At 52.6% G+C, this 14,934-nt stretch carries 9 protein-coding genes; 6 read left to right on the forward strand and 3 right to left on the reverse strand.

Features of this window, described 5'->3' with window-relative positions; genetic code table 11:
- The first annotated feature begins 61 nt into the window (after positions 1-61).
- The gene (locus EIP93_RS00990; RefSeq protein ID WP_107332154.1) at positions 62-961 is read left to right on the forward strand and encodes a carboxylate/amino acid/amine transporter; all 900 of its coding nucleotides are present in this window, start codon (positions 62-64) and stop codon (positions 959-961) included.
- Here the strand turns inward: EIP93_RS00990 and metR are convergent.
- Positions 867-1,802, reverse strand: coding sequence for an HTH-type transcriptional regulator MetR (gene metR / locus EIP93_RS00995; protein ID WP_039495069.1), 936 nt, complete (start codon positions 1,800-1,802; stop codon positions 867-869). The genes EIP93_RS00990 and metR overlap by 95 nt on opposite strands.
- Positions 1,803-1,906: 104 nt before the next feature.
- Here metR and metE point away from each other — a divergent pair, with 104 nt between their 5' ends.
- From metE to EIP93_RS01010, 3 genes are all read left to right on the forward strand, one after another.
- The gene (gene metE / locus EIP93_RS01000; RefSeq protein ID WP_119879944.1) at positions 1,907-4,171 is read left to right on the forward strand and encodes a 5-methyltetrahydropteroyltriglutamate--homocysteine S-methyltransferase; all 2,265 of its coding nucleotides are present in this window, start codon (positions 1,907-1,909) and stop codon (positions 4,169-4,171) included.
- Between the two features lie 803 nt (positions 4,172-4,974).
- A complete protein-coding gene (locus EIP93_RS01005; RefSeq protein ID WP_125232153.1) occupies positions 4,975-6,597 on the forward strand; it encodes a methyl-accepting chemotaxis protein in 1,623 nt (540 codons plus the stop codon).
- A 687-nt stretch (positions 6,598-7,284) separates the two neighbouring features.
- Positions 7,285-8,946 carry a methyl-accepting chemotaxis protein gene (locus tag EIP93_RS01010; protein ID WP_103972337.1) on the forward strand — a complete coding sequence of 554 codons (1,662 nt, stop codon included), beginning with the start codon at positions 7,285-7,287 and terminating at the stop codon, positions 8,944-8,946.
- A gap of 103 nt (positions 8,947-9,049) precedes the next feature.
- Here the strand turns inward: EIP93_RS01010 and EIP93_RS01015 are convergent, their stop codons facing one another.
- On the reverse strand, positions 9,050-9,877 hold the full coding sequence (locus EIP93_RS01015) for a dienelactone hydrolase family protein (RefSeq protein ID WP_103862758.1): 828 nt from the start codon (positions 9,875-9,877) through the stop codon (positions 9,050-9,052).
- 330 nt (positions 9,878-10,207) lie between these two features.
- Between EIP93_RS01015 and udp the strand changes: the two genes are divergently transcribed.
- Complete coding sequence (gene udp, locus EIP93_RS01020) at positions 10,208-10,978, forward strand: uridine phosphorylase (RefSeq protein WP_010283777.1); 771 nt, start codon at positions 10,208-10,210, stop codon at positions 10,976-10,978.
- 236 nt (positions 10,979-11,214) lie between these two features.
- Positions 11,215-11,997, forward strand: coding sequence for a tyrosine-protein phosphatase (locus EIP93_RS01025; protein WP_010298623.1), 783 nt, complete (start codon positions 11,215-11,217; stop codon positions 11,995-11,997).
- 141 nt (positions 11,998-12,138) lie between these two features.
- Here the strand turns inward: EIP93_RS01025 and ppc are convergent, their stop codons facing one another.
- Positions 12,139-14,778 (reverse strand): phosphoenolpyruvate carboxylase, encoded by a 2,640-nt coding sequence (gene ppc / locus EIP93_RS01030; protein WP_103862757.1) that lies wholly within the window; start codon positions 14,776-14,778, stop codon positions 12,139-12,141.
- Positions 14,779-14,934: the final 156 nt, after the last annotated feature.

Below are 14,934 nucleotides of genomic sequence, written 5' to 3' on the forward strand. Positions count from 1 at the left end.
CTGAAATTCATTCAGCCATCTCCGTTACAATGGCGATAATTTTTCCTAAGTGGATGTTGTCGTGCCATTACTCACTATCACCACTATTTTGTGGGCATTTTCATTCAGCCTGATTGGCGAATATCTGGCGGGTCAGGTTGATAGCTGGTTTTCTGCGATGTTCCGTCTGACGGCCGCAGCCGTGGTGTTTTTACCGTTCTTACGCCTGCGGGGTTACACGCCGCGTGTCATTTTCTTGTATATGTTAGTGGGTGCTTGCCAACTTGGTATCATGTACCTGTTCGTGTTCCAGGCTTACCTGTACCTGACCGTACCTGAGTTTTTACTCTTTACGGTGATGACGCCGCTGTACGTTACGCTGATTTACGATCTGCTTGCCCGACAGCGCCTGCGCTGGGGTTACGTGATGAGCGCTCTGCTGGCAGTATTCGGGGCGGCGGTGATCCACTATCACGGCGTGAGTGAACATTTCTGGTGGGGATTCCTGCTGGTTCAGTCGGCGAACGTGTGTTTTGCCGCAGGTCAGGTGGGTTATAAGCGCCTGATGGAGCTCTATCCCGTGCCGCAGCACTGTGCGTTTTCCTGGTTTTATCTAGGGGCTGCGATCGTGACGATAGCCGCGTGGCTGCTCTTCGGTAATCTGGATAAATTACCTACCACAACCTTGCAGTGGGGTGTGCTGGCTTGGTTGGGGATTGGCGCTTCGGGCTTGGGTTATTTTATGTGGAACTACGGCGCAACCCAGGTGGATGCCGGAACGCTTAGCATAATGAATAACTTTCACGTGCCGGCTGGTCTACTGGTCAACTTCGCTATCTGGCATAAAACGCCAGACTGGCTGAGCTTTATCGTGGGGACGATAATTATTACGTCCTCACTGTGGGTACACCAGCGTTGGGTCGTGAAGCGTCCTTCACAAATGGTAAGTGCTCACAAGCGTGCTGACGCGCCGAACGAATAAACGCATCAATCACCGGTTGGCGCTGCTCTCCGTCACGGACGGCAGCGTACAACCGGCTCCACAGTCCATCCCCCAGCGATTTGGTCACAATCAGTCCCTGACGCTCGAAGCTTTCCACCACCCAGTGCGGTAGCGCGGCGATGCCCATGCGGGCGGCGACCATCTGAATCAGCAGCAGCGTATTGTCCACGCTTTTCAGCGTAGGACTGACGCCTGCGGGTTGTAAAAAGTGACGCCAGACGTCCAATCGTTGCCGCTGTACCGGATAAATCATCAGAGTCTCGGCGGTGAAATCCTCCGGTTCGATTTTCTCTTTTCCTGCCAGTGGGTGGTCGGGAGCCAGTACCAGTCTGACTTCAAAATCAAACAGAGGCGAATAGTGCAGGCCACTGCGCGGCATGATGTCGGAGGTCATGACCAGATCCAGTTCGCCTTGTTGAAGTGCTGGCTGAGGGTCGAACGTCACGCCTGATTTAAAGTCCATCACCACCTGCGGCCAGTGCTGATGGAATTCGTCTAGCGCAGGCGTCAGCCATTGAATACAGCTATGGCACTCAATGGCCAGACGCAGCGTGGTTTGGTGCGGTTCATGGCACGACTGCAGCGCCTGCTGGATTTGCGGTAACACCTGCTCTGCCAACTGCAACAGAATTTCTCCCTGAGGCGTAAAGCGCAGCGGCTGGCTTTTACGCACGAATAACCTGAACCCAAGGCGCTGTTCCAGATCGCTGAACTGGTGGGATAACGCCGATTGAGTTTGGTGAAGTGCAGCGGCAGCGGCGGCTAACGATCCGGTATTGCGCAGTGCTTGCAGCGTTCGCAGGTGTTTAAATTCGATCATGAGAGTCCTTCACAGTGACAGTGAATAAATTGCGCTTGTGATTACTACAGTACCTGCGGATTATGGATGTGTAAACATCTGGACGGCTAAATGAGGAATTAACGATGGCGATTGTGAATCATACACTGGGTTTTCCGCGCGTTGGACTACGCCGTGAACTGAAAAAAGCGCAGGAAAACTACTGGGCAGGTAACGCGACACAGGAAGAGTTGCTGACCGTTGGACGTGAGCTGCGTGCGCGTCATTGGCAACAACAGAAGGATGCTGGCGTTGATCTGCTGCCAGTGGGTGATTTCGCTTGGTACGACCATGTGCTGACCACGAGTCTGCTGTTGGGTAACGTGCCTGCGCGCCATCAGAATGAAGACGGCTCGGTCGATCTGGATACGCTGTTCCGTATTGGCCGTGGACGCGCGCCAACCGGTCAACCTGCTGCTGCGGCAGAAATGACCAAGTGGTTTAACACTAACTATCACTACATGGTGCCGGAATTCACCAAAGGGCAGCAGTTCAAGCTGACCTGGACACAGCTGCTGGATGAAGTCGATGAAGCGCTGGCGCTGGGCCATAACGTGAAGCCTGTTCTGTTAGGTCCGGTTACTTACCTGTGGCTGGGCAAAGTGAAAGGTGAACAGTTTGATCGTCTGTCGCTGCTGCAGGACATTCTGCCAGTTTACCAACAGGTGTTGGCTGAGTTGGCGAAGCGCGGCATTGAGTGGGTGCAGATTGATGAACCTGCACTGGCACTGGAACTGTCGCAAGAGTGGCTGGCCGCGTTTAAACCGGCTTATGACGCACTGCAAGGTCAGGTGAAACTGCTGCTGACGACTTATTTCGATAGCGTTAGCCAGAATCTGGAAACAATCAAAGCGCTGCCGGTTCAGGGGCTGCATATCGATCTGGTTCACGGTAAGGATGATGCCGCTACGCTGAGCGCCCAACTGCCTGCTAACTGGGTCCTGTCTCTGGGTGTGATTAACGGCCGTAACGTCTGGCGTGCTGACCTGAGCAGCTGGTTCGAGCGTCTGCAACCGCTGGTGGGAACGCGCGATCTGTGGCTGGGAAGCTCATGTTCACTGCTGCATAGTCCTATCGATCTGAGCGTGGAAGTACGTCTGGATGATGAAGTGAAGAGCTGGTTTGCCTTTGCCATTCAGAAATGTGCGGAGCTGTCGCTGTTGTCCCAGGCGCTGAACAGCGGCAACGGTCAGGCTCTGGAAGCCTATAGCGCACCGATTCGTGCTCGCCGTACCTCAACGCGTGTGAATAATGCCGCCGTTGCACAGCGTCTGGCGGCCATCACCGCACAGGACAGCCAGCGTCAGAACGTGTATTCGGTTCGTGCGGATGCTCAGCGTGAGCGTTTTAATCTGCCTGCGTGGCCGACCACCACAATCGGTTCTTTCCCGCAAACCACCGAAATTCGTGGCCTGCGCTTAGATTTTAAGCAGGGTCGCCTGGATGGCAATAACTACCGTACTGGCATTGCCGAGCACATCAAGCAAGCCGTGGTTGAGCAAGAGCGTCTGGGTCTTGACGTGCTGGTGCACGGTGAAGCCGAGCGTAATGACATGGTGGAATACTTCGGTGAGCATCTGGATGGGTTTATCTTTACCCAGAACGGCTGGGTACAGAGCTACGGTTCTCGCTGTGTGAAACCGCCAGTCATCATTGGTGATGTGAGTCGTCCAGAAGCGATCACCGTTGAGTGGGCGAAATACGCACAGTCTCTGACCGACAAGCCGATGAAAGGCATGCTGACGGGTCCGGTGACGATCCTGTGCTGGTCTTTCCCACGTGAAGACGTTACGCGTGAAACCATCGCCAAGCAGATTGCGCTGGCGCTGCGTGATGAAGTGGCAGATTTGGAAGCTGCGGGCATTGGTATCATCCAGATTGACGAACCGGCGCTGCGTGAAGGTCTGCCGCTGCACCGCTCTGACTGGGATGCTTATCTGGCATGGGCGGTGGATGCCTTCCGTCTGAATGCCGCGGTGGCGAAAGATGAGACGCAAATCCATACCCACATGTGTTATTGCGAGTTCAACGACATCATGGATTCTATCGCCGCGCTGGATGCAGACGTGATTACGATTGAAACCTCTCGTTCCGATATGGAATTGCTGGAGTCGTTTGAAGAGTTCGAGTACCCGAATGAAATCGGCCCGGGCGTTTATGATATCCACTCCCCGAACGTACCGAGCGTGGAATGGATGGAAGACCTGCTGAAGAAAGCGGCACAGCGTATCCCAGCGGAACGCCTGTGGGTGAACCCGGATTGCGGTCTGAAAACTCGTGGCTGGCCGGAAACGCGTCAGGCGCTGGCGAATATGGTGCAGGCAGCACAACGTCTGCGTGAAACCCAGTAATAGCTAATGGCTGATGACATCAGGGAGGCTATGGCCTCCCTGATTTTTTACACCTATATACCCGTCATACTTCAAGTTGCATGTGCGTTGGCTGCGTTCATTCACCCGAATCACTTACCTGAGTAAGCTCATCGGGATGAAATGAGAGACATCCTGTCTCTCACCGAAGGCCAGCCGTTGGCTGGTCAAATTCGTTCCCGACGAATTTGTCCTTCTCTTGCCGCGTTACGATGCTCATTTCTGAGCATCGCCCTAAAGGGCTAACGCTTCGCGTTGTTCAAAACGTTAACGTTTTGTCCTGAAACTCGAATTATTTAGGGTATAAAATACACACTATTTTTCCCAACCTTCCGATTGTTTATTATTTCCTCCTGCAAATTTTTCTTCCTTCCCGAAAATTAACTATATTGTCTTTCCTTTAATAAAATCGCCGCGCTATCCCCCTTTTTTTTCTGCATCGACTGGTAGGTTATTTCTCGAAAAGGATTATTTATCCGCTATCAAGATATTTATTCTTCGGCGTGGTTAATCGACGCTGTCATAAAGCTAAGGAATATTGTGCCGATAAGGTAGACGGCATGGAAGCGGCTCTGGATGTACCAATAGAGCGAGGTTGTTTGTATTTTTTAACGTTTTATTTATGTTGAAAGTGCACCTGCAATTACTCTCTTATGGGTATATTTAAAATACCTATAAAGCATATTTATTTTCCCGAAAAAAAGATTATCCCCCACTCTGCGGCGTTATTAGACGATAGCTGTGCGCAGTAGTCATTATTATGTATTACCTAAAAGGAGTGAGACATGAGTTTAGCGAATTGGCGAATTGGCTATCGATTAGGAGGCGGATTTGCCATCTTGATTCTGATGTTGTTTACCGTGAGTATTTTTTCTTTGTCTAAACTGTCCTCTTTTCAGGATGGTGCCAGAGATATCGTCAAAGAGGTTTATCCGCAAACGGTAGATGCTAATGACCTCATCGATAACGTGAATGGGCATTTTGTCGCTTATTTACAGATGATGCTGGTATCCGGTCAGGAACAGCGTCAGGGATATGTCGATCGGATTATGGCGTACCGCAAGGAAATTAGTCGTCTGCTCGACAATCTGGAAAACAATGCCTCAGGAGAGCTTGCCCGCAAGCAAGTGGGGGTTGTCCGCGGGTTTCGTGCCGAATTCATCAAGTCTGGCGATAAAATTATTAGTGATGCGCTGGCGGGTAATAACGACGTCGCCGTCGCCGAATTCAACAACACCCTGAACGTCATTCAGCGCAATTACCGTGACTCGGTGAAGCAGTTGGTGAATTACCAAAATGATGCAATGGATAATTCTGTCGAGACCATGGCAGAGGTATACAACAATACTCGCATGATTTTGCTGCTTATTTTGGCTCTGGGTGCCGTATTTGGGGCGCTGATTGCCTGGGCTATCACGCGCAGCGTAACCCGCCCAATAGAGCAGGCTTTGCAAGTAGCAGACAGAGTGGCGCAGGGCGATCTGACCTCACGTATTACGGTGACCAGCAAGGATGAAACTGGGCTGCTGCTGCAATCATTGGATCGCATGAACACCAGCCTGAGCACGATTGTTGGTCAGGTGCGTGATGGCGCGGAAACGATCTCGACAGCGGCGTCACAAATCACGGCAGGTAACCAGGATCTGTCATCGCGTACTGAAGAGCAGGCCAGCTCGCTGGAAGAAACCGCAGCCTCAATGGAGCAGTTGGCATCCACCATTAAAAACACCGCGGAAAACACTCAACAGGCGACGGAGATTGCCAATAAGGCGACCGGTGCGGCGAAACAAAGCGGTGATGTCATGCTTTCCGTGACGCAAAAAATGCGCGGCATTCGTGATTCATCTCAGCGTATGGCGGAGATCATCGGCGTGATTGATGGTATCGCTTTCCAGACCAACATTCTGGCGCTGAACGCTGCCGTTGAAGCCGCACGTGCGGGTGAACAAGGGCGTGGTTTTGCCGTGGTAGCGGGAGAAGTCCGTTCGCTGGCACAGCGCAGTGCGACTGCCGCACGGGAGATTAAGGATTTGATCGACGATTCCGTGAGCAAAATTCGTGAAGGCATGGAACTGGTTGATACTGCTGAAGAAACGATGGGCGGATTAACGGCTCACGTGAAGGACGTACACGGCATTATCAGCGAGATTTCGCAGGCCAGCCGTGAGCAGAGTGACGGGATTAACCAGATGAATCTGGCGATTGGACAGATTGATACCACGACCCAGCAGAATGCGGCTCTGGTTGAAGAATCGGCCTCTGCGGCGCTGTCTCTGCAATCACAGGCTTCCGTTCTGGCAGAAGCAGTGAGTGCGTTTAAAATACAGTCGTACAGTAGTCACGCTGGGTCTTATGCGCCGATGCCGATGAGCACGCCCATGCTGTCTCTGGCGCTGGCAAAGAAATAGTAAACTGACTGTCATCATTTAGCGACGTTGTGTAACGCAACGCTATCCCACAGGGAGGCAACAGCCTCCCTGATTCTTTTCATGTACGATATAGAGTAAATGCGTTTTTTTTCCTTTCTGTTCAGTTCGTTATCCTTTACTAAGAAATATTATCATCTCTTTATTTTTAATATCGAATATGTCTGACTATCCTTTTATGTCATTGAGGCGTTATTTCTGTTAATGGTTCGTAGATTAATGTGTGTTTTTTCCGATCGAAATTGATTTTTTGATAGTCACTGACTATTTATTATTTACTTTTGAATGATTTAAACGATCAAATGATAAAGATCATGGATGGCGTGCCGATAAAATGGATAACACAGGAGCGGCAATGTCCGCATGAGTTCGGAGAGGGAAGACCATTATTATCACCTCAATAACGTCTCTGCGGTCTTATCAGTTGTATTTGTAGCATTGTTAGATTTATTTCCACTTTTGCACCTCAACACCCGAGGGAAACTATTTGATTTTTGATAGCGCCTCTCATGCTGAGAGCGTGCGTAAAATGCCTGCCTCAAGGTATCTCTGGCGTGTCAGAAGGTTTGTTCTCCTTCGAATCGCCAACCATTCTCCGCCCTGTGGTTCCATCAAGCTGCGACATGTGCGCAATTGACATTGCTATGCATTACCTAAAAGGAGTGAGACATGAATTTAGCGAATTGGCGTATCGGCTATCGACTGGGAGCTGGGTTTGCCGTCCTGATTTTGATGTTGTTTATCGTGAGTATTTTTTCCCTGTCTAAGCTATCTGGTTTCCAGGATGGTGCCAGAGACATTGTGAAAGAGGTTTACCCACAGACGGTGGATGCCAATAGCCTCATTGATAATGTAAACAGCATCCTGGTGGCCTATCAGCGGCTGATGCTGGTTTCGGGTGAGGATAAAATCAAGGAAAACGTCGACCGTGTGAATGGGTTCCGTCAGGAGATTGGCCGTTTGCTGGACAAGCTGGAAAGCCAGACGGTTGAAGAGCGTTCGATTTCCCAGCTGCGTGCTATCCGCGCAATCCGTAACGAATTTTTGAAATCCGGTGACAAGATTATCAGCGAAGTGGTGGCGGGTAATCGGGAAGCGGCGATTGAGGAGTTCAACAACAACTTGAATGTCACCCAACGTCAGTACCGCGACGCGGTAAGACAATTGGTGAATTATCAAGATGATGCAATGGATACCTCCATTGAAGCGATGGCTGAGGTATACAGCAACACCCGCATGATTTTGTTGCTTATTTTAGCGCTGGGTGCCGTATTTGGAGCACTGATTGCCTGGTCAATTACGCGCAGCGTAACCCGGCCGATACAGCAGGCTTTGCAAGTGGCAGACAGAGTGGCACAGGGCGACCTGACCTCACGTATCACTGTTACCAGCAAAGATGAAACCGGATTGCTGCTGCAATCGTTGGATCACATGAACACCAGCCTGAGCACGATTGTTGGGCAGGTGCGTGACGGCGCGGAAACCATCTCGACGGCAGCCTCGCAAATCGCCGCAGGTAATCAGGATTTGTCATCGCGCACCGAAGAGCAGGCCAGCTCACTGGAAGAAACGGCGGCGTCGATGGAACAGCTGACGTCTACCATTAAGAACACGGCGGAAAACACCCAGCAGGCAACAGACATCGCGAACAAAGCCTCTGGTGCGGCGAAGCAAAGCGGCGACGTTATGGTTTCCGTGACGCAGAAGATGCGCGGCATTCGTGATTCATCCCAGCGTATGGCGGAAATCATCGGTGTGATTGACGGCATTGCATTCCAGACCAACATTCTGGCGTTGAACGCAGCGGTTGAAGCCGCGCGTGCAGGCGAGCAAGGGCGTGGCTTTGCGGTGGTGGCGGGGGAAGTGCGTTCCCTGGCACAGCGCAGTGCGACCGCCGCGCGTGAGATCAAGGATTTGATTGACGACTCTGTGAGTAAAATTCAGGAAGGCATGTCGCTGGTGGATACCGCCGAAGAAACGATGGGTGGATTAACGGGCTATGTGCGGGATGTGAATGAGATCATCAGTGAAATCTCGCAGGCTAGCCGTGAGCAGAGCGATGGGATTAACCAGATGAATCTGGCGGTTGGACAGATTGATACCACGACCCAGCAGAATGCGGCTCTGGTTGAAGAATCGGCCTCTGCGGCGCTGTCTCTACAATCACAGGCCTCTGTTCTGGCGGAAGCGGTAAGCGCGTTTAAATTGCAGTCATATGGCAGCGGTAAAACCGCTTCTTATGCACCGGCACCAACGCGCACCCCAACGCTGTCTTTAGCGCCAGCGGCAGCAAAAGACAAGGGAAATAACGGCGACTGGACGACGTTCTAAGGGCTGCCTTTCTCTGTAAAACAGTAAAAAGGTAAAACACCAACGCCACCGTTTTTCGGTGGCGTTTTAGATCGTGGAATAAGGTGCAAGACGTGTGAAGGTGTTATGCCACACCGTTTTTCTGGAACCATGCCAGCATACGCTGCCAGCCGTCGTGTGCGGATTCTTCATGGTAGCTGGGGCGGTAATCGGCATGGAAAGCATGCCCGGCATCGGGATAGACGATGATGTCTGCCGCCGCGTTGGCCGCACGCAGCGTCTGCCGCATGGTATCGACCTGTTCCAACGGAATGCCTTCATCTTTTGCGCCGTACAATCCCAACACGGGGGCTTCCAATTCCGTGGCGATATCCACCGGATGCTTGGGGCTATTCAGCGTTTTCTCACCCGTACATTTGCCGTACCAGGCAACGGCCGCCTTGAGCTGTGGGTTGTGCGCGGCGTAGAGCCAGGTGATGCGTCCGCCCCAACAGAAACCCGTTATCGCCAGCTTACTGGCGTCGCCACCCTGTTTAATCGCCCAGTTGGCGGCGCGATCGAGATCGGACAGCACCTGCGTATCAGGCACCTTGTAAACCAACTCGGTCAGGATTTGCTGAATGTCGTTATAGTGGCTGGGGTCGCCCTGGCGAAAATACAGCTCTGGCGCAATGGCCATGTAGCCCTGCTTGGCCAGCCTGCGGCAAACATCCTGAATGTGTTGATGGACGCCGAAAATCTCCTGCACCACCAGAACGATAGGGAGCGGCCCGTCGTGGTTTGCCGGTCTGGCGATATACGCGGGTAGCTGCTCACCCTGAGAAGGAATGGTGGTTTCACTGGCAACGATACCGACAGAATCTGTCGTAATGATGGAGGAGGTCTGCGGTTCCACCGCTGGGGATAGCCCTTGGGGAAGATGTGTGAAGGTCGTCTGTTCATCAGTCTTCATTACGCGATCTCCTGTTATCGGCCGATTTTCATGGAAAGAGGGATTTCAGAATATCCATGATAAATACTATCAATGATTAAAGAATCTACACTAGAAGACAATTAATCGGCAAAAATGACGTCCTTATCTGACAATTAGTGATTTTGGTCACATTTTTTATGTATGTTGATATTTGTTTCTTTTTCATCGGTGACTGCCGTCACTTAAAAAAACGTAATGATGCGCTAGAGTCTTTTTATTGAACGGACGCTGACTGGCTGCGAAAGGCAGTGTAGATGAGCGTCTGGCGCGATTTCTCTGAATACCCAATTGATTGCCCGGGAGGCAGTTATGTCTACATCTGATGTGTTCCATCTTGGTCTGGTCAAGAACGATTTACAGGGCGCGACGCTGGCTATCGTCCCCGGCGATCCTGAGCGTGTTGAAAAAATTGCTCGCCTGATGGATAACCCGGTACATCTGGCATCACACCGTGAATTTACGTCCTGGCGTGCAGAGTTGGACGGTAAGGCAGTGATTGTTTGTTCGACCGGCATTGGCGGCCCGTCAACGTCAATTGCGGTAGAAGAATTGGCACAGCTCGGCATCCGGACTTTCCTGCGCGTCGGCACGACGGGAGCGATTCAGTCAGGCATCAACGTCGGCGATGTGTTAGTGACCACCGCCGCCGTCCGTCTGGACGGGGCTAGCCTGCACTTCGCGCCAATGGAATTCCCAGCCGTTGCTGATTTCGGCTGTACCACCGCGCTGGTGGAAGCGGCGAAGGCCTCGGGTGCGGCGTTGCATGTGGGCATCACGGCGTCTTCAGATACGTTCTACCCTGGTCAGGAACGCTATGACACCTTCTCTGGACGCGTTGTCCGTCGCTTCCGCGGCTCGATGGAAGAATGGCAGAGCATGGGCGTGCTGAACTATGAAATGGAATCCGCTACGCTGTTGACCATGTGCGCCAGCCAGGGGCTGAAAGCGGGCATGATCGCGGGCGTGATCGTGAACCGTACCCAGCAGGAAATCCCAGATGCGGCGACCATGAAACTGGCCGAAACCACCGTCATCAAGGTGTTGCTGGACGCGACTCGCCGTTTGTTAGCTGCTGAATAAGCACAAAAATTGATGGTATTTTGGGCTGGCTATCATCGATGCCAGCCCGTATCCTGATATACCCGTTATTCTTCAAGCTGCATGTGCGTTGGCTGCGTTCACTCACCCGAATCACTTACTTGAGTAAGTTCATCGGGATTCCTTCTCTTGCCGCCTTCCTGCAACTCGAATTATTTAGGGTATACACTAAATAGTTCAATTTGCCTTGCTCGCCTTTCAACCTCGCAAGGAGATGTATGACCGAACCAACGTTGCTCCATCCCTCTTTATTACCGCTGGACGGCGGAATCAACTTCCGCGATTTAGGCGGTAACCGTGCTGCTGACGGGCGGCTTATTCGACATGGTAAACTTTTTCGCTCCGGCTCGCTGGATCTGCTGAGTCAGGCTGACTGTGAACATCTTGCTGGCGTACCTATTTCCCATGTGGTGGACTATCGGGATGCTGATGAAATTGCGCAGAAGCCTGACATATTGTGGACGGGGGCTAATTATCACGCCTATCCGGCCAACCCATTGCGCCACGAAGTGACGGCTAATCTGGATTCATTGGGGTCTGATGTGCTGGCGGCGTTTGATTCTCGGGCATTCATGTTGGAACTCTACCGCCGTCTTCCTTTCAATAACTCGGCCTATACACAGTTGGTGTCGCTGCTATTACGGCCGGATGAGGGCGGGCTCGTACAGCACTGCGCCGTGGGTAAAGATCGCACCGGTATCGGTTCGGCGCTGGTGATGTTTGCGCTGGGGGCTGATGAGCAGACGGTGATGGAAGATTACCTGCTCACCGAGACGACGCTGACGCCCTTCCGCCAGCAACTACTGACACATCTGTCGGCAACGCTGAATGAGAAAGCGCTGGGACAGTTCTCTTATGTGCTGTCAGTGCAGGAAGAGTTCATTGTGACGGCATTGAAGGCTATCTACGAACGACACGGTTCGATCGATAGCTGGCTTGAAGTGGAATACGGTTTGGATAATCGTGCGCGGAATTATTTGCAGGATAAATATCTGGCGTAAGGTTTTCTTCACCTTATTGGTGAATCTCTTCATTATCACCGCGTAACTGATTTTTCCGCAAAAAAGGCCGGTCAAATGACCGGCCCCTATTTTTACTTACTACAAGTTTTGCTGTCTGTTTAGCTTTTGCTGCTTGCGCGATTAACCTGTATTACGCATGCCTGCCGCGACACCGGCGATAGTCACCATCAACGCCAGTTCCAGATCGGCATCTGGCTGTTCTTGTTGACGTGAACGATGTAGCAACTCAGCCTGCAACACGTTCAGGGGATCGGTATAGACGTTACGCAGTGCGATCGACTCGGCGATCCACGGCAGATCCGCCATCAGGTGATCGTCGTTGGAGATCGCCAGCACGACGTTAATATCGGCGGCTAACTGATCGCGCAGCTGTTTCCCTAACGGCCACAGTTTCTCTTCTACCAGACGCTGATCGTAATACTCCGCCAGCCACAGGTCGGCTTTGGCGAACACCATTTCCAGCATGCCGATACGCGTCGAGAAGAACGGCCAGTCGCGGCACATAGCTTCCAACTGTTCCTGCTTACCGTCATCCACCACTTTCTGCAATGCGGCACCTGCGCCTAGCCACGCTGGCAGCATCAGGCGGTTCTGTGTCCAGGCGAAAATCCACGGGATAGCGCGCAGGCTTTCCACACCGCCATTCGGACGACGCTTGGCCGGACGTGAACCCAGCGGCAGTTTACCCAGCTCCAATTCCGGCGTTGCGGCGCGGAAGTAAGGGACGAAATCCGGGTTCTCACGCACGTAGCCACGATACATCTCGCAGGATACACGAGAAAGATCGTCCATTACCTCGTGCCATTCCTGTTTTGGTTCCGGCGGCGGCAGCAGGTTCGCTTCCAGAATCGCACCGGTATACAGCGCAAGGCTGCTGATGGTGACTTCCGGCAAACCGTATTTAAAGCGGATCATCTCGCCCTGTTCCGTCACGCGCAGGCCACCTTTCAGGCTACCCGGCGGTTGTGACAACAGCGCTGCATGAGCCGGTGCACCACCGCGACCGATAGAACCACCGCGTCCGTGGAACAGCGTCAGTGCGATACCCGCTTTCTCACAGGTTTTGATCAGCGCGTCCTGTGCACGGTACTGCGCCCAAGAGGCAGCCATCACGCCCGCGTCTTTTGCAGAGTCGGAATAGCCGATCATGACCATCTGCTTGCCCTGAATAAAGCCGCGATACCAGTCGATGCTCAGCAATTGCGTCATGACATCATCAGCGTTGTTCAGGTCGTCCAGCGTTTCAAACAGCGGCGCGACCGGCAATGCAAACGGGCAACCGGCTTCTTTGAGCAGCAGGTGAACGGCCAGCACATCGGAAGGCGTGCGTGCCATTGAAATGACATAGGCTGCGACTGAACCGATTGGCGCTTTGGCGACGACACGACAGGTGTCCAGCACTTCTTTGGTATCCGCGCTCGGCTCCCAGTAGCGTGGCAGGAGCGGACGCTTAGAGCTGAGTTCACGGATCAGGAAGGCCTGCTTATCAGACTCTGACCAGCTTTCGTAGTCGCCCAGACCCAGATAACGAGTAATCTCGGCCAGCGCTTCGGTGTGGCGGGTACTTTCCTGACGGACATCGATGCGTACCAAAGGCACACCAAAGCAACGTACGCGACGCAGCGTATCCAGCAGGCGACCATCGGCGATGATGCCCATGCCGCAGGTTTTCAGCGATTGGTAACAGGCGTGGAGTGGTTCCCACAGCTGTTCGTTGGTAATCAGCAGATCTTTAGGCGGCAGACGCTCTTCACCTGTCAGACGCGCTTCCAGATAGCTCAGTGTACTGCTCAACTGCGAACGCAGTGACTTCATGATGGCGCGGTACGGTTCTTGTACCTCGTTGCCACCGGCCAGCTCCAGCAGTTCCGGTGTACACTCGGACATCGACAGCTCGGAAACCAGCACCTGAATATCACGCAGGAACAGATCGGCGGCTTTCCAGCGGCTGAGTAGCAGCACATGGCGAGTGACTTCCGCCGTGACGTTCGGGTTACCGTCGCGGTCGCCACCCATCCAGGAAGTAAAGCGCACCGGAACCGCATCAACGGGCAGACGATAGCCGAAAGCCTGTTCCAACTGCTCATCCAGCTCGCGTAAAAATGCAGGCACGCCTTCCCACAGGCTGTTTTCCACCACGGCGAAGCCCCATTTGGCTTCATCTACCGGGGTAGGACGAATTTTACGGATTTCATCGGTGTGCCAGGACTGCGCAATCAGCTGGCGCAGGCGGCGCATGATCTGATTGCGCTCATAATCAGCCAGATCGTTGTGGTCGAGCTGCTTGAGGCAGGTATTCACTTCTACCAGCTTGTGGATCAGCGTCCGGCGGGTAATTTCTGTCGGGTGTGCGGTCAGCACCAGCTCGATCGACAAGGATTCTACGGCGTCACGGATATCGCGTTCGGTCAGATCTTTGCTTTCCTTCAGGCGCTCAAACGCGTGGGAAAGCTGTGCCGGGTTACTCGCGGCTTCACCGTGCGGTGAAATCGTATGATATTGCTCAGCGGTATTGGTCAGGTTAAGGAACTGGCTGAATGCGCGGGCAACGGGCAACAGTTCATCGTTAGACAGGTTTTGCAGCGTAGTCAGCAACTCCTGACGATGTTTTTCATTACCTGCGCGGGAAGACTTTGACAACTTGCGGATTGTTTCGACTTTATCAAGGATGTTTTCACCCAGTGCTTCCTTGATGGTATCGCCGAGAAGCTTGCCGAGCATACTGACGTTACTGCGCATTGCGGAATATTGTTCGTTCATAGTTACCCTGACCCATCCCTACCATTTTTGTAAGTTTATTTCACTTGACATATTTTGACGCACTGCCTCCATCTAGCCACGATAAGGCGGGTTCGTCAATTGACGATTCTTTCTTCTCCTTATTCTTTGTACTTGCATTGAGGCGGGCTTGGCAAT

The organism is Pectobacterium versatile (assembly GCF_003932035.1).
GTDB lineage: Bacteria > Pseudomonadota > Gammaproteobacteria > Enterobacterales > Enterobacteriaceae > Pectobacterium > Pectobacterium versatile.

Excerpts from the sequence above, each read along its gene's own strand:
- metR (WP_039495069.1), bottom strand. The coding sequence starts at position 1,802 with ATGATCGAATTTAAACACCTGCGAACGCTGCAAGCACTGCGCAATACC.
- metE (WP_119879944.1), top strand. The coding sequence starts at position 1,907 with ATGGCGATTGTGAATCATACACTGGGTTTTCCGCGCGTTGGACTACGC.
- EIP93_RS01005 (WP_125232153.1), top strand. The coding sequence starts at position 4,975 with ATGAGTTTAGCGAATTGGCGAATTGGCTATCGATTAGGAGGCGGATTT.
- EIP93_RS01010 (WP_103972337.1), top strand. The coding sequence starts at position 7,285 with ATGAATTTAGCGAATTGGCGTATCGGCTATCGACTGGGAGCTGGGTTT.
- EIP93_RS01015 (WP_103862758.1), bottom strand. The coding sequence starts at position 9,877 with ATGAAGACTGATGAACAGACGACCTTCACACATCTTCCCCAAGGGCTA.
- udp (WP_010283777.1), top strand. The coding sequence starts at position 10,208 with ATGTCTACATCTGATGTGTTCCATCTTGGTCTGGTCAAGAACGATTTA.
- EIP93_RS01025 (WP_010298623.1), top strand. The coding sequence starts at position 11,215 with ATGACCGAACCAACGTTGCTCCATCCCTCTTTATTACCGCTGGACGGC.
- ppc (WP_103862757.1), bottom strand. The coding sequence starts at position 14,778 with ATGAACGAACAATATTCCGCAATGCGCAGTAACGTCAGTATGCTCGGC.